Here is a 22,756-nt window from a genome sequence, read left to right on the forward strand (position 1 = left end):
CCCTGTAGACGGTGACCGGCCCGGGGGGTTCCGGCACCTCCCTGGGGTCGAGCCTCCCGTGTTCCGCGTGCGCGTGGGACCGGGAGCCGAACGACCCTGGAGGGGACATGGTCATGCAGGACGAGGCGCTCGAGCCGACCTTCACGCGCGAGGGCGAAGCCACCACCGCGCGCTACACGCGGATCCCGGAGGGCGCGATGCTCCCCGACACCGCGTACCGCATCGTGCGCGACGAGACGATGCTCGACGGCAATGCGCGACTCAACCTCGCGACCTTCGTCGGCACGTGGATGGACGAGCACGCCGATCGCCTCTACAAGGACGCGTTCGACAAGAACATGATCGACAAGGACGAGTACCCCGCGACCGCCGCGATCGAGGAGTACTGCTGGCGCATCCTCGCCGACCTGTGGAACGCGCCCGATCGGACCGACGTCATCGGCACGTCGACCATCGGCTCCTCCGAGGCGTGCATGCTCGGCGGGCTCGCGCTGAAGCGCCGCTGGCAGCACGCCCGCCGGGCGGCGGGGAAGTCCACCGAGACGCCGAACCTCATCATGAGCTCCGCCGTGCAGGTCTGCTGGGAGAAGTTCTGCAACTACTTCGACGTCGAGATGCGGTTCATCGACACCTCCGACGAGCACCCGCTGATGGACGGCACCGGCCTCGAGGACGTCGTCGACGAGAACACGATCGGCGTCGTGGTGCTCATGGGCGTCACCTACACGGGTGCGTACGAGCCGGTGACGAAGATCGCCGCGAAGCTCGACGACATCCAGGCGAAGACCGGCCTCGACATCCCGATCCACATCGACGGCGCATCCGGGGCCATGGTCGCCCCCTTCCTGCAGCCCGACCTCGAGTGGGACTTCCGGGTGGAGCGCGTGCAGTCGATCAACACGTCGGGCCACAAGTACGGCCTCGTCTACCCCGGCGTGGGGTGGATCGTGTGGCGCAACGTTGCCGCGCTGCCCGACGACCTCGTCTTCAAGGTGAGCTATCTCGGCGGCTCGATGCCGACCTTCGCGCTGAATTTCTCCCGCCCCGGCGCGCAGGTGCTGCTGCAGTACTACCGCTTCCTGCGCCTCGGCCGCGACGGCTACACGGCGATCCAGCAGGCCTCGCAGGACGTCGCGCGGTACCTCTCGCACGGCGTCGGCGAGCTCGACGCCTTCGAGCTCATCACCGACGGCTCGGACATCCCCGTGTTCGCGTGGCGGCTGAAGCCGGGCCACACCGACAAGTGGAACCTCTACCACCTCTCGGAGCGCCTGCGAATCCGCGGATGGCTCGTGCCCGCGTACCCGCTGTCGGGCAAGCAGGCCGACCAGACGGTCATGCGCATCGTCTGCCGCAACGGCCTCAGCCGCGACCTCGCCGAGGACCTCATGCGGGACATCAGGACCGAGACGGCCTACCTCGACGCGCTCGAGCAGCCGATGCCGCATCCGGGCATCGGGCCCACGTTCCACCACTGATCGCGGAGGTTCGATGAGCGACCCGGGCTCGACGAGCGACGAAGGCGCGGTGGGCGAGCGCGATGCCGCGAACGCACCGGATGCCGCGAGCGGCGCCACGCGGCATCCGGTCACGACCGTGCGGCGGCTGCGCCGAGAGGCCTGGGGCTTCGCGGTCGGCTCGCTGTGCTTCTTCGTCGGCGCGCTGCCCTGGTACGCGGACTGGCTCGGCGTCGTCGGCGCGAACCTCACGTTCTTCATCGGGTCGATCTTCTTCACGCTCGCCGCGTTCATCCAGCTCAGCCTGAGCGGGCGGGTCGCGCCGCACGCGAAGATGAACCGGGCCGACCGGGCGGACTGGTGGGCGGCCGCCGTCCAGTTCGCGGGCACGCTCCTCTTCAACATCTCGACGGGGGCCGCGCTCGCCGCGGCCATCGCCCGGCCCGACGCGGTGGGCATCGGCTGGCGGCCCGATGCGTGGGGGTCCATCGCCTTCCTCGTGGCGTCGACGCTCGCGGTCGTCGCCACGAAGGACCGCGGGCAGCTCTGGGACACCGACGCCCGCACCTGGCACGGGACCGGGCTGAACCTGCTCGGATCGGTCTTCTTCGGCATCTCGGCGGTCGGCGCCTACGTGATCCCCGACACGGGCGACCTGCTCAACGAGATCTGGGCGAACGCCGGCACGGCGCTCGGCGCCGTCTGCTTCTTCGTCGCGGCGCTGCTCTCGCGGCGCACGATCCCGAAGGGCTGAGCAGCGGATGCCCCGTGCCGCGTGCGTGCGGTCCGGGGCATCCACGGGCGCAGCGCGTCACGCCTCGAGAATCCGCTTGAGGTTGGCGACGAACCGCGTGTTGCCCTTGCGCACCATCGGACGGATGATCGGGGACGCCAGGCGCATCGGCTGCGGGAAGCGCAGGTCGACCGTCCTGGAGAACCGCGTGCCGGAGCCATCGGGCGCGACCGCGTGCGTGATGACCGACGTGAGGTCGCCGAGTCGCCATTCGAAGACGGTCCGGTCCGAGCGATGCTCGAGCACCGACCCGGTGCCCTCGCTGACGCCCATGGCCGGCCTGACCCGCACGTGGTACGTGGTGCCTGCCGAGACACCGTCGCCGCCGGTGACCTCCATCTCCAGGATGTCGGTGTGCCACCGTCCCTCGTTGCGCGCGTCGAACGTGAAGGCCGCCACCTCGGACGGCGGACGCGCGATCGTCGTGCTCACCTGGACCTTCATGATGCCCTCCCGGTGTGGTGATGGGTCGACTTCGGACAGCACCAATCTCGCGGCACGAGCGGATCGAGGCATCCGCAGGGCGGGCCGACCTCCCGGGAGCCCGATGGGTATTCCGGGCCAACGCCGCTGCGTGCCATCATCAGGCTGATGCCGGAACGGGACGAGCGGATCCGCCACGCGCGGGCGCTTCATCGACAGGCACGTTGGGACGACGCCTGTCGCGAGTGGATCGCGGCCGACGCCGAGCATGGACTGGGCGTGGAGGACCTGGAGCGCCTGGGCGAGGCCGCCCAGTTGACCGGGCGTCACGATGCGGCCGTGTCGGCCCTCGAACGGGCCTTCGAGCTCCGGGCAGCAGCCGGCGACCTGACCGCGGCGGCGACCGGCGCCTTCTGGTTGTACTCGGAGTTCCTCTACGCGGGCGAGTTCGCCCGGGCCGGCGGCTGGATGGCGCGGCTGGGTGACCTCGCCGAGACGCTGGGCGCCGTGCAGCCCGGCTGGCTCTCCATCACCGAGGCACGCCGCTCCATCGTCGAGGGACGATACGACGAGGCACGAGCCGCGCTCACCGGCGCCCTGGCGCAGGGTCGAGAACGCGGCGAGAACGACCTGGAGACCTTCGCGATCCTGCTCACCGGACGATCGATGGTGATGGCCGGCCGGATCAGGGAGGGCCTGGCGCGCCTGGAGGACGCGATGCTGCACGTCGCCGGCGGGCAGACCTCCCCGCGCATGACGAGCATGCTGTACTGCGCCGCCATCGGCATCTGCGAGGAGGAGGCCTGCGAGCTCGCCCGTGCCCAGGAGTGGGCCCGGGCGCTGGAACGTTGGATGGCCTCACTCCCGGCGTCGTACGGCGGCGCCCTCCTCGACAACTGCCGGGTCTACCGAGCCGCCCTCATGCGGCGGCGAGGACAGCTGACCGAGGCCGAAGCAGAACTGGAGCTGGCCGCGCGCAGTCTCACCGATGGCAACGGCGTGCTGGTCGCCGGCCACGCGTGCTACGAGCTCGGCGAGGTGCACCGCCTGCTCGGCCAGGATGACGCGGCCGAGCTCGCCTACCGCCGGGCGACCGCGCTCGGCCGCACCGCCCAGCCCGGGCTGGCACTGCTGCGCCTGCGACAGGGAGACCTGGACACCGCACTTCATGGGCTCCGTCGCGCCGTGGCCGAGGCGACGGGCGTTCCGGCGCGAGCACGCCTCCTGCCCTCGGTGGTGACCGTCGCGCTCGCGGCGGGCGAGCTCACGGAGGCCGAGCAGGCGCTCACCGAGCTCGATGAGCTGGCGCTGGCCCTCCGCAGCTCCGCACTCGATGCGGAAGCTGCGAGAGCACACGGCGAGGTCGAACTCGCATCGGGCCGCCCCGAGGCAGCGCTTCCGCTCCTACGACGCAGTTCCGATACGTGGCGACGGCTCTTCGCTCCGTACGAGACGGCGCGGACCGGCGTGCTCATCGCCCGAGCCTGCCGAGCGCTCGGGGACGAGGAGGGCGCCCGGCTCGAACTGGATTCGGCGCGGGAGCTGTTGACCGAACTGGGCGCCGATCCCGACCTCCGACAGGTCGAATCCCTCGCCGACCCGGCGAGAGCGGCGCCCGGCGGGCTGAGCGAACGCGAGATCGAGGTGCTGCGGCTGGTCGCCGCGGGGATGACCAACCGCGCCATCGCCGCCCGGCTCTACATCAGCGAGCGCACCGTGCATCGTCACGTCAGCAACATCTTCGGCAGGATCGGCGTGAACTCACGGGCGGCCGCCGCCGCGTACGCCGTGCAGCACCACCTGCTGCCCTGACCGCTAGTCGGACTCGTGGTGGAAGTGCTCGCGCACGAGCCGCGCGGGGGCGACTGCCGCCCACGCCTCGGCGATGAGCTCGGAGAGCCGCCGCCGCGAGATGCGGTCGAGGTGCACGAGCACGGCGGCGTAGCCGTCGAAGTGCGGCGTCGTGAAGAACACGGTCGGATCCTCCGCGATGAGCGCGAGCTTCACCGCCTCGTCCTCGGTCTTCGCGCCGAGCACCGGCCCGCGCTGCTCGACGATCCCCAGCGAGTCGAGGTCGGCCCGGCGCAGCGGGCGCTCCCACACGAAGCCCTTCGCGCGCACTTTCCACTGGGCGCTGCCCCGCGAGACGTGCTCGCTCGCCTCGGGCAGGGCGAGCGCCAGCTCGCGCACGTCGTCCCACGTCGCCATGGCGGTCACAGTACGCCGACGGATGCCGCGCCGCAGCCCTCGGCGGCGCGCGCTTCGCGTGACCGCGCTCGTGTCACTCGTGACCGCCGGCACGCGACCGGCCCCGCGGCATCCGCTCGATTTCGGTCGCGATCAGCCCGTCTGTTAGACTCGACGTTTGGCTGGGTACTTCCACTGCCCAGACCGCGACAATCCACACCCGAGAACGCGAGCGATCGCGGGCTTCGGCATGGGGAGCGTCAGCAGACAAGAGACCTTGGGAGGGGCATCCGCCCCTCGGTATTGGAGGAAAGACCAATGGCAGCAGTGTGCCAGGTGACCGGAGCCGTTCCCGGCTTCGGACACAACATCTCGCACTCGCACCGCCGGACGAAGCGCCGCTTCGACCCGAACGTGCAGAAGAAGACCTACTACGTGCCGTCGCTTCGTCGTAACGTCACCCTGAACGTGTCCGCCAAGGGCATCAAGGTGATCGACGCCCGTGGCATCGAGGCCGTCGTCAAGGACATCCAGGCTCGTGGGGTGAAGCTCTAATGGCGAAGCAGCAGGACATCCGTCCCATCATCAAGCTCCGTTCGACGGCCGGCACCGGGTACACCTACGTGACCCGCAAGAACCGTCGCAACAACCCCGACCGTCTCGTGCTCAAGAAGTACGACCCCGTGGTGCGCAAGCACGTCGACTTCCGAGAGGAGCGCTAAGACATGGCGAAGAAGAGCAAGATCGCGCGCAACGAGCAGCGCAAGGCCGTCGTGGACCGCTACGCGGCCAAGCGCCTCGAGCTGAAGAAGGCCCTCGTCGACCCGAACGGCACCGACGAGACCCGCGAGGCCGCCCGCGTCGGCCTGCAGAAGCTGCCCCGCAACGCCTCGCCGGTGCGCGTCCGCTCGCGCGACGCGATCGACGGCCGCCCCCGTGGCGTGCTCACGAAGTTCGGCGTCTCGCGCGTCCGCTTCCGTGACATGGCCCACCGCGGCGAGATGCCCGGCATCACGAAGTCGTCGTGGTGACACGACGACAATAGGCTCAGCCGAGTATCCCTCGCGCGCTAGCGCGAGTTGGTAGGCATCGCTTGAGCGAAGGGGCGTCCCGAACGGGGCGCCCCTTTCGTCGTCCCCCGGAAGCGACCGAACGCGTTCCCACGCATCCACTCCGCCGCGTCGAGGTCTCCAGACCGCGACACGCCGGAGCCGGATGCCGCCGAATGCCCCGGAAATCCGCGTGTTTCCGCGGTTCTCTGCTACTTTGAAGGCGGCCTGATCGGCCACGGGGGCGGTTGTTCGATCGTTCCCGAGTACTCATCGATAGCTGTACCGAAACAGCGGAAAGTCCGAGGAGGACATTCAATGGCTGACAAGTCGCTGAACAAGACCGAGCTCGTCGCGAAGATCGCTGCGTCGACCGGCCAGAGCCAGGCCACCGTCGACTCCGTGCTCGGCGGTCTCTTCGACGCGCTCGCCGAGTCCGTCGGTTCGGGCACCAAGGTCTCCATCCCGGGTTGGCTCGCCGTCGAGCGCACGCACCGCGCCGCGCGCACCGGCCGCAACCCGCAGACGGGTGCGACCATCGACATCCCGGCCGGGTACTCGGTCAAGGTGTCGGCTGGTTCGAAGCTCAAGGCTGCCGCCAAGTAGCATCCGACCTCCGAAGGGGCGCACGGCGCGACCGTGCGCCCCTTCGTCGTCCCCGCGTGCCAGCTCACGCCGAACCGAACCGTCGCGGATGCACAGTCGGGATGCATCGGACCATGCATCTGCGACGGTTCGCGTTCCCTGCAGGCGAGGCCTCGGCACGCGCAGGCCTGAAGCGCGGGGGAGCGGGGAAGCGGGGGAGTGGGGCGGATGCCGCGGCGGCCCGCTCCGAGCGGGCGCACGGGTCGCGCCGTCTAGGCTGGTTCGGTGCCCCGCTCCGTCCGCGTGCTCGGCCCCGCCGTGCTCCTCGCCGTCGCGCTCCTCGCGACGTTCGGCGCCCTCGCGTACGGCGGCGGCGCGGCCCCCTTCCCCATCCAGGACCCGGGCCCGATCGCACGCTGGGGCCTCCCCGTCGCGAAGCTCCTCGTGAACCTCGGCGCGGCCGGCATGATCGGCGCGCTGGTGCTCGCCGTGTGGGCGCTCGCGCCGGCGAAGAAGGAGTTCGACCTCGCGCTCGACATCGCCGCGGCATCCGCCGCCGTGATGACCGTGGCGAGCGCCGCGACAGGAGTGCTCACCTTCCTCGTCGTGACCGGCGAGACGCTCGACCTGGGCGAAGCGTTCGGGCAGAAGCTCGGGCTGTTCGTCACGTCGATCGAGCTCGGCCAGGCGTGGTTGACGACCACGCTCGTTGCGGCCGCCGTCACCGTGCTGTGCTTCGCGGTGCGCAATCACACCGCCCTCGTGTTCGTCGCGGCCCTGGCCGTGTTCTCCCTCGTGCCCATGGCGCAGCAGGGCCACGCCGCGGGCGCTGCCGGGCACAACGCGGCCGTCGCCGACCTCGGCCTGCACCTCGTCTTCGCCGCCGCGTGGCTCGGCGGCCTGCTGACGATCGTGCTGCTGCGCCGACAGCTCGAGGCCGACCGCCTGCCGGTCGTGCTCGCCCGATATTCGACGGTGGCGCTCATCAGCTTCATCGTCGTCGCGATCTCCGGCTACGCGAGCGCCGCGCTGCGCATCGGCACATGGGACCAGCTCGCCACCCAGTACGGCGTCCTCGTGCTCGCGAAGGTGGCCGCCCTCGTCGCGCTCGGCCTCTTCGGCGCCCTGCAGCGCAGGTTCCTGATCAACCGGATCGCCCGCGGCGAGGCATCCGCGAGTCGTGACTTCTGGTTCCTCGTGGTCATCGAGCTGGCCTTCATGGGCCTCGCGTCGGGCGTGGCGGCGGCCCTCGCCCGCACGGCGACGCCCGTGACCGAGGAGGTCGGCTCGGTCGCACGTACCCCGGCCCAGATCCTCACGGGCGTGCCGCTGCCGCCGTGGCCCGAGTGGTACCGCTACTTCACCGAGTGGAACGTCGACCTCATCTGGCTGCTGCTCTGCGGGTTCGGCATCTTCTTCTACCTCGCGGGCGTGTGGCGCCTCCGCCGCCGCGGCGACCACTGGCCGGTGTACCGCACCGTGCTGTGGGTCGCGGGTCTGCTGCTGCTCGCCTACATCACGAACGGCGGCGTGAACGTCTACGAGGAATACCTCTTCTCGGCGCACATGGGCGCGCACATGGCGCTCACGATGGGCGTGCCGGTGCTGCTCGTGCCGGGTGCGCCCGTGACGCTCGCGGCCCGCGCCATCCATGCCCGAAAAGACGGTTCGCGCGGCGGCCGCGAGTGGATCCTGCTCGCCGTGCACTCCCGGTTCGCGTCGATCATCGCGAACCCGATCGTCGCCGCGGTGCTCTTCGTAGGCTCGCTCTGGGTGTTCTACTACTCGCCGCTGTTCCGCTGGACGATGACCGACCACATCGGCCACGAGTGGATGATCGCCCACTTCCTCATCACCGGCTACCTGTTCGTGCAGTCGCTCATCGGCATCGACCCGGTGCCGTACCGGCTCCCCTACCCGTTCCGCCTCGTGCTGCTGCTCGGCACGATGGCGTTCCACGCGTTCTTCGGCCTCGCGATCATGTCGGGCACCGGGCTGCTGCTCAGCGACTGGTACGGCGCGATGGGCTGGGGCACCGACGCGCTCGCCGACCAGCAGCTCGGCGGCGGCATCGCGTGGTCGGTCGGCGAGATCCCCACGGTCGCCCTCGCGATCACGGTGGCGGTGCAGTGGGCGCGGAGCGACGAGAAGGAGTCGAGGCGGCGCGACCGGCACGCCGACCGCACGGGCGACGCCGAGCTCGAGGAGTACAACGCCCGGCTCGCGGCGATCGCGAAGCACGACGCGCAGGGCTGAGTGCGGGCGGATGCCGCGGGGCGCCGTCGCGGGTGCTACCTGAGCTGGATCGCGATGCTCCCGTCGGGCCGGATCGTGGCCGTGAGCGACAGCATGAAGGACCGGTCCTCCTCGAGCTGCGAGAACTCGCCGTCGAAGAGCGACTGCACCTCGACCGAGATGTGCGCGACGCCCTCGGTCGGCGGCATCTCGAACGCGCTCTCGCCTGGAGCGAGGGTCACGGCCGGGTAGGTGACCATGGTCCACACGGGGTCGCTCACGACCTTGTCGTCGATCTCGATCCCGAAGGGACATCCGGCGGGCTGGAGCACCGGCTGGGCCGTGCACTGGTCGAGGTAGCCGTTGACCTGCACCTGCACGCGCTCGACGAACGTCGCGGTGGGCACCGAGTCGACCGTGACCGCCGGTCGCGACGACGGTTCGACCGGCAGGGCGGTCGGCACCGCCTCGAGCAGCGTCGACGTGTAGCCGAACTCGTAGACGGCGGGGGCGATCGCGAGGTAGGGGGCGGTCTGCGTGAACGCGGTGAGCTCGTCGCCCGACTTCGCCGCGCGCGTGTCGAGGGTGAGCGAGCCGACCGTGAACAGCGGATTGTGCGCGGCCGTCACGTCGATGACGGCGATCGGGCTGACCGAGAACTCCCAGCGATTCAGGACGCCGTAGAGCGGGGCGATGGGCCGCACGTCGAACGTGGTCTCGACGATCGAGACGTCGAGCCGGTAGCTCGCCGTGACCGAGTGCGATCCGTCCGGCAGGGCCACGTCGCTCACGATGCGGATGTCCTCAGGGCCGCTCTCGACGACGCCCGAGCGGAACATCGCCGTCGAGACGTTCTCGGGCAGGCCCAGCTCCGCGAGCTCCGCCGCGTCGAGGGCGACCCCCGGCGTGGTGGAAGCAGCGGCGATGTCGTCGTCGGCGATCGCCTCGAGGTAGCGCTCGACGAAGCTCGACGCGCCGTAGATGGTCTGGTTCAGCGAGCCCAGGGCGGCGAGGAACGCCCCGACGAGCAGCACCGCCATCATCGCCCAGCCGGCGATCGCGGCGGGCGACACCGGTCCCCGTCGCGCGCCCGAGCTCCCCACCCGCACAGTCTAAGCGGGCACCGGATCCACGCCCGGATATCCCCAGGCGTGCGCGCGCACCCACAGGCGTCCGCCGTCCGGGCCGATCCGGCCCGCGCCGAGGTTACAGTGGGAGCGCGCCCGCAGGGGCGCCGCCGCGGGAGGGGCCCGCGGCATCCGCTCGCCGAAGGCCACCAGTGCAGAACGTCACCCTCACCCGCGAACAGGCCGCGGTGTTCCAGGCCATCGAGGGCACCCGCGAACACGTCTTCGTCACGGGGCGCGCGGGCACCGGCAAGTCGACGCTGCTCAACCACCTGAACTGGCACACGCAGAAGCAGATCGTGATCTGCGCGCCCACGGGCGTCGCGGCGCTCAACGTCGGCGGGCAGACGATCCACTCGCTCTTCCGGCTGCCCATCGGCGTGATCGCCGACCGCGACATCGACCAGAACGATGCGGTGCGCAAGCTCCTGAACGCCATGGACACCCTCGTGGTCGACGAGGTGTCGATGGTGAACGCCGACCTGATGGACGCGATGGACCGGTCGCTGCGCCAGGCTCGGCAGCGGCCCCACGAGCCGTTCGGCGGCGCGCAGGTCGTGCTGTTCGGCGACCCCTACCAGCTCGCGCCCGTGCCGGGCGACGGCGACGAGCGCCGGTACTTCGCCGACACCTACGAGTCGATGTGGTTCTTCGACGCGAAGGTGTGGCGCGAGGCCGACCTGCGCATCTTCGAGCTCGGCGAGGTGCATCGCCAGCACGACGACGAGTTCAAGTTCATGCTCAACGCCGTGCGGCACGGCCGCGTCACGGCAGAGATCGCGGGCGTGCTCAACGACGTGGGCGCGCGCCGGCCGCTGCCCGAGCACGGGGCGATCACGCTCGCCACCCGCAACGACACGGTGAACCGCATCAACGCCCAGCAGCTGCATCGCCTGCCCGGGCACTCGCAGGCCAACGAGGCCGAGGTGAACGGCGACTTCGGCGGCCGCGCGTTCCCCGCCGACGAGCGGCTCGAGCTCAAGGTCGGTGCGCAGGTCATGTTCCTGCGCAACGACGTGGCCCTGCGCGGCGAGGGCCCGCGCTGGGTCAACGGCACCATCGGCACCGTGACGTCGCTCACGCGCGAGCTGCGCGTCGAGGTCGACGGCGAGGAGCACGAGGTCGAGCCCGCCACCTGGGAGAAGTACCGCTACTCGTGGGATCCCGTGCGCAAGAAGCTCGAGCGCGAGATCGTCGCCGAGTTCACGCAGTTCCCGCTGCGGCTCGCGTGGGCGGTCACGATCCACAAGTCGCAGGGCGCGAGCTACGACGCGGCCGTCGTCGACCTGGGGTCGCGCGCGTTCAGCCCCGGGCAGACCTACGTGGCGCTCAGTCGCCTCACGGCGCTCGACGGCCTGTACCTGGCCCGGCCGCTGCGCCCGAGCGACATCATGGTCGACCGCGACGTCGAGCGGTTCATGGCCGGCGCCATGCGCGAGATCGACGCGGACGCGGTCGGGCCGACGTCGGAGCCGTAACCGGCCGAACCGGTTGCGGCTGCCCGCCCGTGCGCAGTACGGGCGGAGTGGGGCGGCGCGCCCCCGTCGCACGCCGCCCCGGGATGCGGCCGGAGGCGTCGTCGCCACGCGCCCCCGACCCCCGTCAGTGGTGCTGCTGGTGGTCGTGCTCGCCGTGCGGCACCGCCACGCGACCGGCCTCGGTGGCCGCGAGTGCGGGCGTGGCGAGGCCCGCGACGAGCAGTGCGCCGACGACGAGGCCGACGAGCGGGAGCCGCCCGTCGACGGCAGCCGCACGAGGTGCCGGGGCATCCGAGCGACCATCCCGAGCCCCGTGAGCGGCGCTCCGCCCGCGCACCACCACGGCGCAGTGCCCCGTGACGACGGCGATGAACACGGATGCCGCGAGCAGCGACCCGACCGGAACGCCGGCCGCCTCGGCGAGGCCGCTTCCGACGAGCAGCCCCGCCCCGACGAGCAGGGCCGCGCCCGTGCCGAGCACGACGCCCGGCACGAGCGCGCGACCCGCCCGCAGCGAGAGGACGCCCCAGCCGAGGCCGGCCGCACCGGCCGCGGCCATGAGGCCCCCCGCCATCCCCCCGGCACCGGCGGCGAGGGCGAGCAGCACGAGCCCGGCGCCGAGGGCGCAGAGCATCGGCCACGTTCGCGCGAGCGCCGACAGTGCGTGCACGGCCCGGCTCCCTAGGCCGTGGCCACGCGTGGCGAGCGCTCGGCCGCGAGCCCCACGCCGAGCAGCACGATGGCGCTCGCGAGGTGCAGGAAGTGGTCGGCGGTGTTCAGGGCGAGGATGTTCGCCGCGGTGCCGGCCAGGAAGAAGCCGACGATGCCGAGCAGCAGGTAGGCGCCGCCCACGACGATGTTCACCGTCTTGGCGGCGGTTGCCGACGTGATCCCGGCGATGAGCAGCGCGGCTCCGATCAGGAGATGCGCCACGTTGTGCAGCGGGTTCACCTGGAAGATGCCGAGCAGCAGTCCGCCCTCGGTGGCGATGAACCCGACGCCGCCCGTGACGGCGAAGCCGAGCAACCCGACGAGCACGTAGACCGCGCCGAACACGGTTGCGACGATGCGGTTCGGGGAGTTGCGCATGAGGTGCCTCCTTCGATGGTCCCGGCGATCGCCGGGTATGCGGGTGGTTCGGCGTACCGCGCGGAACGGATTGGTCGCCGGGGGACATGCGGCGGGCGGCATCTGATCGGGGCATCCGCAGCGATCCGCGGCAACACCGTTGAAGCTCCTGCGTCATGGGACATCGGCCGTCCCGCCATTGCGGGTTACAATCGCAGCGGAACGCACAGCGAGGGGGGCTCGGTGGCTGACCGTCTGGGGAGGTCCCGGCGGCGGGGAGGACCTGTCGCCGCGATGGCGGCGGCCCTCGCGATCGCCCTGACCGGATGCTTCGGCACGGCCGTCGACCCGTCGGCGCAGTTCTCGCCCGTCGATTCGCCGCTCGGCGGCGATCTCGCCGATGGACTCCAGGGCGTCCTCGACCAGGCGGTGGCGCTGAGCGGGTCGAGCGGCGGCGTCGCGGGCGTGTGGGCACCGTGGGCGGGCGAGTGGACCGCGGCATCCGGCACCGTGGACTTCGGCGAGAAGCCACCGCCCATGACGACGGACACCGGGTTCCGCCTCGCCACCGTGACGACCGAGATCACCTGCACGGTGCTGCTGCGGCTCGCGGACCAGGGCGAGGTGCAGCTCGACGACCCCGTGGCGACGTATGTCGACTGGATCCCGAAGCTCGACGGCATCACCCTCGAGCAGCTGTGCCTGCACACTTCCGGCCTGGCCGACTACTACCCCGTGCTGCGCCCGACCTTCGGCGCGAATCCCGGCCGCGTCTGGCCGGCGAACGAGCTGCTCGCGAACGGCATGGCGTTGAACCGCATCGGCCCGCCCGGCGAGCAGGTGCGCGAGTCGCGCACGGGCGTCCTGCTGCTCGCGCTCGCGCTCGAGCGGCGCACGGGCAAGACGTGGAACGAGCTCGCCCAGCAGTACGTCCTGGGGCCGCTGGGCCTCGAGGAGACCTCGCTGCCGCCCGGGACCGTGACCGAGCACGCCGGGGTCATGGGCGGCTACTCGTCGATCACCGTGACGGGGGCGGTCGACTGCGCCCTCCTGCTCGACGACACCGAGGCGTCGAGCTCGATGGGCGGTGCCGCCGCGGGCGCGATCTCGACGCTCGAGGACGCCCGCTCCCTCAGCGAGGCGTTCGCGACGGGCGCGCTGCTCAGCGAGCGCACGGCGCGCGCCCAGTGGAACACGGTCCCGCTCGGCGGCGACGCTCCCGCGTGGCAGGCCGCGGGCCTCGGTGGCGTGCAGTACGGACCGATGCGCGGCACCGCCGGCGAGACGGCCGGTGCGCTCACCGCCGCGTTCACCGACGCCGCGAGCGGCCTCACGGTCGTGGTCGCGCTCAACAACTCGACGCCCGGTCCCGCGTTCGTTCGCGAGGTCGCCTTCGCCCTCGCCTCGCTCGCGTCGAAGGCGCCGCCCGCGGCCGGCGGCGAGCAGCCCCTCATCGAGCTGCCCTGGTCGGCCGACCAGGCGACGGCGAAGATGCAGGAGCTCGGCGTCTGCCCGAAGGCGTAGTGGCTGCACGGCGCGCTGGCCGTCGCCATGATGCTGCTCGGGTTGCTCCTGGGCCGCCGGGGCCGCGCCTCGGCCTAGCGTCGGCGCAGGCCGAACCGTCCGAGCACGCGCTGCGCGGCTCGGCGCGGGACCGAGCGCGTGTCGGGATGCGCGGTGACGCGCCCGGCTTCCGCCAGGGTGCCGCCGTGCTCGACCTCGACGAGGCAGGTCAGCGGATGCCGCCCGCCCACGAGGCGCGACGCGCGCTCGCCGAGGCGCCACATCGTGCGGCCGTCCCGTGCCGGGCGTCGTTCCCGCACGAGCGCGCCGCGCCCGCGCCGCCGCAACGTGATCGTCACGGACGCGCCGGGCGGCACGCCTCGCAGCCGCACCGACACCCGCAGGCGCCCACGCCGGAACCGCATCCGCAGGCGGTCGAGTCCGACGTCGACCGGCGGCGCCGCGCGGTCGTGACGGGCGGCGGCGGAACGCTGCACGCGGCCCCACGCCTCGACCACGTGCGCGTCGTCGAGCCGCGCGGCGGTCGCCCGGGCGGCACGCCGCATCCGCTCGCGCTCGCGCTCGGGCAACGCGACCAGGCGGGCCACGGCGTCGGCCGCCGCGTCCAGGTCGCCGTCGACCACGAGCCGGCCGTCGACGCCGTCGGCGATGAGGTCGGCCGGCCCGTACGGGATGTCGTACGCGACGGGGAGGCATCCGCGGGCCATCGCCTCGGCCAGCGCGAGGGGCGAGCCCTCGAAGGTGCTCGTCACGAGGGTCCACGACGCGTCGGCGAACGCATCGGCGGCGCTGGTGCGATGCCCCGCGAAGGTCACGGCGTCGCCGAGGCCGGCGTCGTCGACCAGGCGGCGGAGGGCCGGGGCATCCGGACCGTCGCCGTAGATGGTGAGCGTCGCCGGCACGCCGCGCTCGCGGCACGAGCGCACCACCTCGATCGCATGGTCGATGCGTTTGCGGGTGGTGAGGCGGGCGACCACGACGCCGGCGGCCGGGTCGCGCTCGGCGTCGGGCGGAGGATCGCCGCCGAGCGGGTCGATGCCGTTGGGGACCACGGCGAGGTTGCCGGGGTCGCCGAGGAGGGTCGCGGCATCCGCGCGCTGCCGCTCGGTGAGGAAGACCACGCCGTCGAACCGCTCGAGGTGCGCGAACACGCGTCGGCGTGACGGCCGCAGCACGCCCCAGGGGCGGTCGGGACCCACGAGGTGCGAGTTGTGCACGAGGTGCAGCGAGACGACGTTCGGGCGGCGGTACCGCGCCATGAACTCGGCGGCGGTCTTGCTGTCGGTGACGGCGAAGGCGCGCTCGCCGCCGACGACGCCGTCGAGCCACTCCGCGTAGCAGTCCCACGCACGGGTCCACTGCCGGAGGACGGCGCCGTCGGCGTCGTACGTCGTGATACGGCGGGACGGCCCCGCCGCGCTCGCCGGGAACCGCTCGTCGCGCGCGGCCAGGCTGCCGTCGTCGCGGAGGTGCTCGACGAGCAATCCGCCGTCGTCGCCCGGCGCGACCACCGCGGTGCCGCCCGGGCCGCCCCGCAGGTCCTCCCAGAGGTTTCGCAGTCGGATGCCGGGGATGAGCTCACCCGCTCGGGCCAGGCGCTCGCGCGCCGCCGCGAGGTCGGGCCGCGGGTCGAAGGTCACGACGTCGACCTCGCGGCCCGCCAGCCGCACGAACGCGCGCGAGCGGTGCAGGAGCGCCGAGGTCATGCCGCCGAACGGCTCGGGGACGCCCCACGTCACCGCGAGCTGCCGCCCGTGGGGCAGCGACGGTGCAGCGACCGTCGCGACCTGCCGCCGCACGTCCGAGATGCCGCCCGCCATTCCCCCAACGCTAGCGACGCCCGACGCGATGCACCGCGAACCGGTCGCCCCCTTGCCGCCCGTGCCATCATGTGGCATGCCCTTCGGACTCCGTCGCGACGTGCTCCGCCCCACGGGGACGCCGCGCGCCGACCGGGTGACCTACGTCGAGCTGTTCTTCGACCTCGTCTACGTCTTCGCGCTCACCCAGCTGTCGGCGTACCTCTACGAGCACCAGGACCCGCTGGGCGCGGTCGAGGGCGCGATCATGGTCGTCGCGCTGTGGTGGTCGTGGGTGGCGACCACGTGGGTGACGAACTGGCTCGATCCCGTGAAGCTGCCGGTGCGCGGCGCCGTCATCGCCCTGGCGTTCGTCGCGATGGTCATGAGCATCTCCATCGCCGACGCGTTCGGCGAGCGGGCGTGGATGTTCGCGATCGCCTACGTCGTGCTGCAGCTCGGCCGCACCGGGTTCATCGTGTACGCCACGTGGCGTCACGACCGGCACGCGGCGCTCGACTTCGCGCGCGTGCTCGCATGGACGGCCGCGGGCAGCGTGCTGTGGATCGTCGGCGCGCTCCTGCCGCTGCCGGCGCAGCTGCCGCTCTGGGCGATGGCGCTCGGCCTCGAGGTGCTCGGCGCCCTGCTCGGCTTCCCGCTGCCCATGATGGGGCCGATGGACATGGGCCGCTGGGACCTCTCGGGCGCGCACATCGCCGAGCGGTCGGCCTTGTTCGTGCTCATCGCGCTCGGCGAGGGCCTGCTCGTCACCGGGTTCGCGTTCGTGGAGCTCGACGTCACGTTCGCCTCCGCGACCGCCATGCTGCTCGCGTTCGCCTCCGCCGCGGCGATGTGGTGGATCTACTTCGACCACGGCGAGCGCATCGGGGCCGAGGCCATGGAGGACTCCGACAGCCCGGGCCGCCTCGCCCGCACGGCGTACACCTTCGTGCACCTGCTCGTGATCGGCGGCGTCGTGCTGGTGAGCGTCGGCGACAAGGAGCTCCTCGGGCACCCCGACGAGCAGAGCGCGTCGGCGGTGGTGACGGTGCTGGGCGGCCCGCTGCTCTTCCTCGCCGGCACGCTCCTGTTCCGGCGGCTGCTCGAGCGTCGTTGGCCGACCGCGCAGGTCGCGGGGGTGCTGGGCATCATCGCGATCGCCGCGTTCTCGCCGTTCCTCACGCCGCTCGCCGTCGGCGCGGTGTCGACGGGCGTGCTCGTCGTGGTGGCCGCGATGGAGACCGTCGACCGGCTGCGACGCGGGCGGCGCGCAGGAGGCTGATCACGCGTCAACCCGTTGCCGCGCCGCGGTCCCATCGGCGCAGGATGGTGGCATGACCACGCGAAGGGGCGAGCACTCCGAGCCGTCGCGGGGCGTGCCGCCGCCCGAGCCCGCGCCGGCGCACGAGCCCGGCACGCGTCCCCCCGAGGCCGGCGCCCCGGCGCCCGTGCGCGTCTCCCGCCTCTGGTGGGTCGTGTCGGGAGGGGCCGCCCTCGCGCTCGTGGTGCTCCTCGCGCTCGTCATCGTCGCTCGCGAGAGCAACGAGCCGTTCGGGTTCGAGGTCGAGGTCATGGGCGTGCTCGTGGCGACCCGCAGCGACCTGCTCACCGTGCCGGCGCTCGTGTTCAACGCCCTCGGCGGCGGCGTGATCTCGACGCTCGTCGTGCCGGGTGCCATCGTCGCCGGCCTGCTCCTGTGGCGACGGCCGTGGGGTGCGGTCTACTCCGTGGTCGCCGCCTTCGCGAGCGCCACCGTCACGCGCGTCATCAAGGTCGTCGTCGCACGGCCGCGACCCGAGGACATCCTCGTGAACCCCGACTTCGGCTCGTTCCCCTCGGGCCACAGCGCGAACGCGGCCGTCGTGGCCACCGCGCTCGGCATCATCTTCCTGCGCACCTGGGTGTGGGTCGCCGGCGCGGCGTACACCGTGCTGATGATGCTGAGCCGCACCTACCTCGGCGCGCACTGGGTCTCCGACACGATCGGCGGCATGCTCGTGGGCGCCGGCGTGGCGGTCATCGTGTGGGCGCCGTTCGCCGAACGGCTCTACCGCGAGCAACGGATGCCGCACCCGCCGATCTGGGTCCGCACACGGCACGACGCGGCGCGGTGAGCCGGGGGCGCGGCATCCGTCACCCACTCTGGATCGCGTCGCCACCGGTCGTGCATGCTGGTGCGATGCAGGATGCATCGGGCACCACGGGCGGCCGCGTCGGTCGCCTCCGCACCGCAGGCGAGTCGAGCCGCGTCACGACGTTCGAGCTGTTCTTCGACCTCGTGTACGTCTTCGCGTTCACGCAGGTGAGCCGCCTGATGGCGGAGACGCACAGCGCGTTCGGCATCCTGCAGGCGCTCATCGTGCTCGCGCTCATGTGGTGGACGTGGGCCGCGTTCGGCTGGCTCGCGAACCAGGCGCCCGCCGACCAGGCGGGCATGCGGATCGGCATGACCGCCGCGATGATCGCGGTGTTCATCGCGGCCCTCACCATCCCCGAGGCCTACGAGGACCTGCCGGGCGGGTGGAACGGCCCGCTCGTGCTCGTGCTCGCGTACACGGCGGTGCGGATCATCCACGCGACCCTCTACCTCGCAGCCGCGGGCGAGGACGCCGGACTGCGGCGCCAGGTGCTCGTCACGCAGGCGGTCGCCATGGTGCCGGCCGTCGCCGCGCTGCTCGTCGGCGTCTGGCTCGGCTCGCCGTGGCAGACCTGGATCTGGCTCGCGGCCTGGCTCTACGACGCCGGCCTCACCTACGTGAGCTCGCGCCGCGTCGGCGGATGGCGCATCCACTCGACGGCGCACTGGGCCGAGCGGTACGGGCTCGTGGTCATCCTCGCGCTCGGCGAGTCGATCGTCGCCATCGGCGTGGGCGTCGCCCGCGAGCCGATCGGGCCGGCGATCGCGATCGGGTCGGCGCTGGCCGTGGCGCTCTCGGTGCTGCTCTGGTGGGCGTACTTCGGACGCCTCGCCGAGGCGGGCGAGCACGCCCTCGAGCGACGATCGGATGCCGCGCGCGTCCAGCTCGCGATCGACGCCTACACCTACGTGCACCTCGTCGTCGTCGCCGGGGTGATCCTCGCGGCGCTCGGCGTCGAGGACGCGATGGCGCACATCGGCGACGCCGAGGCCTACGGCTGGTTCGGCGCGTCAGCGCTCGCCGCCGGGCTCGCCGCCTACGTCGCGGCCACGGCCGTGTTCGCGCGGCTCGTCGAAGGGCGATGGCCGGTCGTGCGGGCCGTCGGGGCGCTGCTGCTCGCGGCATCCGTCGCCCTGCTGGCCGTGGTGCCCGCGATGGCGGCGCTCGCGATCGCCGTGGTGCTCGTCGCCGTGGTGCTCGCGGTGGAGGGGGTGATTCGCAGGAGATGACCCGCGGGCGCAGGCTCAGCTGGCTGCCGGGGATCGACACGGCTCGCCAGTACCGGCGCGCCTGGCTCCTGCGCGACCTGCGCGCCGGAGTGGTGGTGACGGCGCTGCTGATCCCTGCGGGAATGGGCTACGCCCAGGTCGCGGGGCTGCCGCCCGCGGCCGGCCTGTACGCGACGATCGTGCCCCTGCTGGTCTACGCGGTGCTCGGGCCGTCGCGGATCCTCGTGCTCGGACCCGACTCGGCGCTCGCCCCGATCATCGCGGCTGCGATCCTCCCGCTCGCGCTCGGCGACGACACTCGCGCGATCGCGCTCGCGGGCCTGCTCGCGATCATGGTGGGCGCCATCCTGTTGCTCGGCGGCCTCCTGCGCCTGGGATTCGTGACCGACCTGCTGTCGAAGCCCATCCGCGTCGGCTACCTCAATGCGGTGGCCCTGCTGGTGATCATCTCCCAGGTGCCGAAGCTGCTCGGCTTCTCGATCGAGGCCGGATCGCCGTTCACGCAGGTCGTGCACATCGTCGAGGGCGTGTCGGGCGGCGAGATCGAGCCGATCGCGTCGGCGTTCGGGCTCGCCTCGCTCGCCGTGATCGTCGTGCTGACATGGCTGCGATGGCCCGTGCCCGGGGTCCTGGTGGCGGTCGTGGTGGCGACCCTCGTCACGTGGATCTTCGGGCTCGCCGACCTGATGCCCATGGTGGGCGCCCTCCCGCAGGGGCTTCCCGCGCCGGCGCTCGGCGGCCTGCAGTGGTCGGATGTCGCGGCGCTCGCACTCCCGGCGGCCGGCATCGCCCTCGTGGCGTTCACCGACAGTGCGGTCCTCTCGCGCACGCTCGCGGCCCGCCGCGGCGAGTCGGTGGACGGGAGCCGGGAGATGGCGGCGATCGGCGCCGCGAACGTGGCGGGCGGGCTGTTCGGCGGCTTCCCGGTCTCCGCCTCCTCGTCACGCACGCCGGTGGCCGAGCAGGCCGGCGCGAAGACGCAGCTCACCGGGGTGGTGGGCGCGCTCCTCATCGTGGCGTTCATGCTGCTGGTGCCCGGGCTCACGGCGTTCCTGCCCGAGGCGACGCTCGCCGCCGTCGTGATCGCGGCGGCGTCGCGGCTCATCGACGTCCGGGGATTCGTGCGGCTGGTCCGCATGGACCGGGTGGACGCGTTCCTCTCGCTGGCGGCCTTCGTCGGGGTGCTCGCCGTCGGCGTGCTCGAGGGCATCGCGGTCACGATCGCGCTGAGCCTGCTCGCGTTCGTGAACCAGTCGTGGCGGCCCTACCGGGCGGAGCTCGGCCGGGTGAGCGGCCTGCGCGGCTACCACGACCTGTCGCGCTATCCCGAGGGCGAGCGGATCCCCGGCGTCGTCATCGTGCGCTTCGACGCGCCGCTGTTCTTCGCCAACGGCGGGATCTTCGACGACTTCGTGCGGTCCCGCGTGCAGGCGGCCGGACCGGGCGTCCAGACGGTCATCCTCGCGGCCGAGCCGATCACGGGCATCGACACGACCGCCATCGACGAGCTGGTCGAGCTCGACGAGTACCTCGCCTCGCGCGGCATCCGGCTGATCCTCGCCGAGATGAAGGACCCCGTCGTCGACGTGCTGCGCGCCTACGGCGTGACCGACCGGTTCACGCCCGACCGATTCGCCCCGACGGTCGGCGCGGCCGTCGACGAGATCACCGGGACGCTGCGCGGCGACCTCGACGGCACGAAGTGGGCGGACGAGCCCGGCGCGTCCGGCTCCGACGATGACGGCGGCGACGACTCCGATGGGCCCGACCGGCCCGACGAATCGGGCGCGTCGGGCCGATAGCGCTCGCCGGAGCAGGCGGGGAGCGGAGCCGCCCTGTGGATGCATCGGCGCACGTGCAGGTCGCATCGCCTACACTCGTCCGCGCCATGGCTGAGAACGAGGGCGCGATCTCACGCGCGACGTCCAGAAGCGCGGCATCCGCGCGCCCATCCGCCGCCGGAGGCTCCGCCGACGCCTTCCCTGCCGTGCTGCTCGCGGCGCAGGCCGGCGCGCAATGGGCGTGCACGAACCTGTGGGTCGACTACGCCCCGGCCGTCGCCGCGTTCCTGCGGGCACGGGGGTCGCTCGAGCCCGACGACCTGACGAGCGAGGTGTTCCTCGCCGTGTTCGACCAGCTCGATCGCTTCCGCGGCGACGAGCCCGCCTTCCGTGCCTTCGTCTTCACCATCGCCTACCGGCGGCTCACCGACGAGCTTCGCCGACGATCGCGGCACGGGGTCCACGAGGAGTGGGACGACGAGCGCGACCCGCGGCGCAGTCCGAGCGCCGAAGACGTGGCGACGTCGAGCCTCGGGGATGCCGCGACGCGAGCGCTCCTCGACGGCCTCGCACCCGACCAGCGCAACGTGATGCTGCTGCGCATCGTCGCCGACCTCACGATCGAGCAGGTCGCGGAGGTGCTCGGCAAGCGTCCCGGCGCCGTCAAGGCGCTGCAGCGCAGGGCGCTCGAATCGCTGCGAAAGAAGTTGGCGCGAACCCGTACCCCTTTCGGGGCATCCGTCGATGGCAGGGAGTGAGATGAACACGCACCGGATCACCGACGACGAGGCCCCCGCCCTGTTGCGCGGTCGGGTCCCCGCAGACCGCGAGGACTTGACCGCGCTGGCGGAGGCCGTCGCCGAGATGCGGCAGGCGGCGTTCCAGGCGCCCCCTCGGCCCTCGGCCGAGCTGGCCCTGCGCCTCGACCTCGAACGAGCCGAGCGGATCTCGCCGTCCCTACCGGCAACCACCCCGGCCACGGCGCTCACCCCCGCGTCGTCGCCGAGAACACGGAGAAGAAGAGTGGCATTCACCGGACTTGCGAGCCTCGGGCTCGCGACGAAGATCGCGATCGGAGCGGGCGCGGCGCTCGCCGTCGGTGTCGGAGGAGCAGGTGCGGCGGGTGCCGTCGGCGCCCTCCCCGGCCCCGCGCAGCAGGTCTTCGAGCAGGTCACCGGGCACCCCGGCGGGGAGCACGTGAGCGACACCGGCGTCGAGAACAGCGAGTTCGGCATCGAGACCGCCGAGAACGCGGGCAAGCCGGCCGACGACGAGCGCCAGACCGGACTCGAGAACGCCGAGGACGCCAACCAGAACGGCATGGAGACCGCCGGCGAGAACGCCAGCGAGCAGGGCCAGGAGGGCCTCGACACCGCGGTCGAGCAGCGCGAGGCCGGCCTCGAGAACGCCGAGCAGGCGACCCAGGGCGCCGGAGACACGGCCGACGACAAGGGCGCCACCGGCCAGCAGAGTTCCGGGGACGCCCCCGGTTCCGGGAAGCACTGACCCCCCTCAGCGACCCGAAGCGACGGACCCCCGCCCTCCCCCCGGGCGGGGGTCCGTCGTGTCCGCGGTGTGCGACCTTCCTCCGGCCGGGCCGGCGTCGTTCGCGGGCATCCCGGCACCGCGGATGGGACGAATGGCCCGTGCGGCGTCACGCGCGGGCGTATCGTGGCCCGCGGAGGTCGACATGAGCGACAGGAGTTCGAACGCCGGCTGCTTCGCCGGCGGCGGCGCGATCTACGGGCTCGGGATCATCGGTGCCTGGGTGTTCTTCTTCCAGCGGGCCGATCAGTTCTGGGAGTTCATCTGGGCGTTCTTCCAGGGCATCTTCTGGCCGGCGTTCATGGTCTACGAGCTGTTCCACACGCTCGTGACGTGAC

The 22,756-nt window shown here is 72.2% G+C and carries 23 protein-coding genes; 17 read left to right on the forward strand and 6 right to left on the reverse strand.

The window, feature by feature from the left end; all coding sequences use genetic code 11:
- Positions 1–107: 107 nt before the first annotated feature.
- Together ACWEOH_RS08550 and ACWEOH_RS08555 are read left to right on the forward strand one after the other, a co-directional pair.
- A complete protein-coding gene (locus ACWEOH_RS08550) occupies positions 108–1,478 on the forward strand; it encodes a glutamate decarboxylase (protein ID WP_452030001.1) in 1,371 nt (456 codons plus the stop codon).
- A 13-nt stretch (positions 1,479–1,491) separates the two neighbouring features.
- Entirely contained in the window at positions 1,492–2,211 is a 720-nt protein-coding gene (locus ACWEOH_RS08555) for a hypothetical protein (protein WP_452030003.1), read from the forward strand.
- Between the two features lie 57 nt (positions 2,212–2,268).
- On the opposite strand, the gene ACWEOH_RS08560 is transcribed toward ACWEOH_RS08555, so the two are convergent.
- Positions 2,269–2,682: an SRPBCC family protein gene (locus tag ACWEOH_RS08560; protein ID WP_452030005.1), complete on the reverse strand. Its 414-nt coding sequence runs from the start codon at positions 2,680–2,682 to the stop codon at positions 2,269–2,271.
- A gap of 270 nt (positions 2,683–2,952) precedes the next feature.
- Between ACWEOH_RS08560 and ACWEOH_RS08565 the strand changes: the two genes are divergently transcribed.
- Complete coding sequence (locus tag ACWEOH_RS08565; protein ID WP_452030007.1) at positions 2,953–4,485, forward strand: LuxR C-terminal-related transcriptional regulator; 1,533 nt, start codon at positions 2,953–2,955, stop codon at positions 4,483–4,485.
- A gap of 3 nt (positions 4,486–4,488) precedes the next feature.
- Here the strand turns inward: ACWEOH_RS08565 and ACWEOH_RS08570 are convergent, their stop codons facing one another.
- On the reverse strand, positions 4,489–4,881 hold the full coding sequence (locus ACWEOH_RS08570; protein ID WP_452030008.1) for an MmcQ/YjbR family DNA-binding protein: 393 nt from the start codon (positions 4,879–4,881) through the stop codon (positions 4,489–4,491).
- 297 nt (positions 4,882–5,178) lie between these two features.
- On the opposite strand from ACWEOH_RS08570, the gene rpmB reads away from it, so the two are divergent.
- The 5 genes from rpmB (at position 5,179) to ACWEOH_RS08595 (ending at position 8,750) form a co-directional block, all read left to right on the forward strand.
- Positions 5,179–5,415, forward strand: a complete 237-nt coding sequence (gene rpmB / locus ACWEOH_RS08575; protein WP_136708936.1) for a 50S ribosomal protein L28 — start codon at positions 5,179–5,181, stop codon at positions 5,413–5,415.
- Positions 5,415–5,582, forward strand: a complete 168-nt coding sequence (rpmG, locus tag ACWEOH_RS08580) for a 50S ribosomal protein L33 (protein WP_021760158.1) — start codon at positions 5,415–5,417, stop codon at positions 5,580–5,582. Before rpmB ends, rpmG begins: the two co-directional genes overlap by 1 nt.
- Before the next feature lie 3 nt (positions 5,583–5,585).
- The gene (gene rpsN, locus ACWEOH_RS08585) at positions 5,586–5,891 is read left to right on the forward strand and encodes a 30S ribosomal protein S14 (protein ID WP_148733081.1); all 306 of its coding nucleotides are present in this window, start codon (positions 5,586–5,588) and stop codon (positions 5,889–5,891) included.
- Positions 5,892–6,227: 336 nt separating this feature from the next.
- Positions 6,228–6,515, forward strand: coding sequence for an HU family DNA-binding protein (locus tag ACWEOH_RS08590; RefSeq protein ID WP_376952975.1), 288 nt, complete (start codon positions 6,228–6,230; stop codon positions 6,513–6,515).
- A gap of 264 nt (positions 6,516–6,779) precedes the next feature.
- Complete coding sequence (locus ACWEOH_RS08595; RefSeq protein WP_452030012.1) at positions 6,780–8,750, forward strand: cytochrome c oxidase assembly protein; 1,971 nt, start codon at positions 6,780–6,782, stop codon at positions 8,748–8,750.
- Positions 8,751–8,785: 35 nt separating this feature from the next.
- On the opposite strand, the gene ACWEOH_RS08600 is transcribed toward ACWEOH_RS08595, so the two are convergent.
- Complete coding sequence (locus ACWEOH_RS08600) at positions 8,786–9,832, reverse strand: hypothetical protein (RefSeq protein WP_452030014.1); 1,047 nt, start codon at positions 9,830–9,832, stop codon at positions 8,786–8,788.
- A gap of 176 nt (positions 9,833–10,008) precedes the next feature.
- Here ACWEOH_RS08600 and ACWEOH_RS08605 point away from each other — a divergent pair, with 176 nt between their 5' ends.
- A complete protein-coding gene (locus ACWEOH_RS08605) occupies positions 10,009–11,334 on the forward strand; it encodes an ATP-dependent DNA helicase (protein WP_452030015.1) in 1,326 nt (441 codons plus the stop codon).
- 124 nt (positions 11,335–11,458) lie between these two features.
- Here ACWEOH_RS08605 and ACWEOH_RS08610 read toward each other — a convergent pair whose 3' ends face one another.
- Together ACWEOH_RS08610 and ACWEOH_RS08615 are read right to left on the reverse strand one after the other, a co-directional pair.
- A complete protein-coding gene (locus ACWEOH_RS08610; protein WP_452030017.1) occupies positions 11,459–12,004 on the reverse strand; it encodes a hypothetical protein in 546 nt (181 codons plus the stop codon).
- An 11-nt stretch (positions 12,005–12,015) separates the two neighbouring features.
- Positions 12,016–12,423, reverse strand: coding sequence for a DUF4383 domain-containing protein (locus ACWEOH_RS08615; RefSeq protein WP_452030019.1), 408 nt, complete (start codon positions 12,421–12,423; stop codon positions 12,016–12,018).
- Positions 12,424–12,696: 273 nt separating this feature from the next.
- On the opposite strand from ACWEOH_RS08615, the gene ACWEOH_RS08620 reads away from it, so the two are divergent.
- Positions 12,697–13,926 (forward strand): serine hydrolase domain-containing protein, encoded by a 1,230-nt coding sequence (locus ACWEOH_RS08620; protein WP_452030021.1) that lies wholly within the window; start codon positions 12,697–12,699, stop codon positions 13,924–13,926.
- 74 nt (positions 13,927–14,000) lie between these two features.
- On the opposite strand, the gene ACWEOH_RS08625 is transcribed toward ACWEOH_RS08620, so the two are convergent.
- A complete protein-coding gene (locus tag ACWEOH_RS08625) occupies positions 14,001–15,746 on the reverse strand; it encodes a glycosyltransferase (protein WP_452030023.1) in 1,746 nt (581 codons plus the stop codon).
- A 76-nt stretch (positions 15,747–15,822) separates the two neighbouring features.
- On the opposite strand from ACWEOH_RS08625, the gene ACWEOH_RS08630 reads away from it, so the two are divergent.
- The 7 genes from ACWEOH_RS08630 to ACWEOH_RS08660 all read left to right on the forward strand — a co-directional run bounded on the left by ACWEOH_RS08630 (position 15,823) and on the right by ACWEOH_RS08660 (position 22,755).
- Positions 15,823–17,007, forward strand: a complete 1,185-nt coding sequence (locus ACWEOH_RS08630) for a low temperature requirement protein A (protein WP_452030025.1) — start codon at positions 15,823–15,825, stop codon at positions 17,005–17,007.
- A gap of 52 nt (positions 17,008–17,059) precedes the next feature.
- Positions 17,060–17,839, forward strand: coding sequence for a phosphatase PAP2 family protein (locus ACWEOH_RS08635; RefSeq protein ID WP_452030027.1), 780 nt, complete (start codon positions 17,060–17,062; stop codon positions 17,837–17,839).
- Between the two features lie 65 nt (positions 17,840–17,904).
- Positions 17,905–19,092 (forward strand): low temperature requirement protein A, encoded by a 1,188-nt coding sequence (locus ACWEOH_RS08640; RefSeq protein ID WP_452030029.1) that lies wholly within the window; start codon positions 17,905–17,907, stop codon positions 19,090–19,092.
- Entirely contained in the window at positions 19,089–20,894 is a 1,806-nt protein-coding gene (locus ACWEOH_RS08645; RefSeq protein ID WP_452030031.1) for a SulP family inorganic anion transporter, read from the forward strand. Before ACWEOH_RS08640 ends, ACWEOH_RS08645 begins: the two co-directional genes overlap by 4 nt.
- An 86-nt stretch (positions 20,895–20,980) precedes the next feature.
- Complete coding sequence (locus ACWEOH_RS08650) at positions 20,981–21,631, forward strand: RNA polymerase sigma factor (RefSeq protein WP_452030032.1); 651 nt, start codon at positions 20,981–20,983, stop codon at positions 21,629–21,631.
- A 1-nt stretch (position 21,632) separates the two neighbouring features.
- On the forward strand, positions 21,633–22,379 hold the full coding sequence (locus ACWEOH_RS08655) for a hypothetical protein (RefSeq protein WP_452030034.1): 747 nt from the start codon (positions 21,633–21,635) through the stop codon (positions 22,377–22,379).
- Between the two features lie 184 nt (positions 22,380–22,563).
- A complete protein-coding gene (locus tag ACWEOH_RS08660; protein ID WP_452030036.1) occupies positions 22,564–22,755 on the forward strand; it encodes a hypothetical protein in 192 nt (63 codons plus the stop codon).
- The last annotated feature ends 1 nt before the right edge of the window (position 22,756 follow it).

The organism is Agromyces sp. NPDC004153 (genome assembly GCF_053603635.1).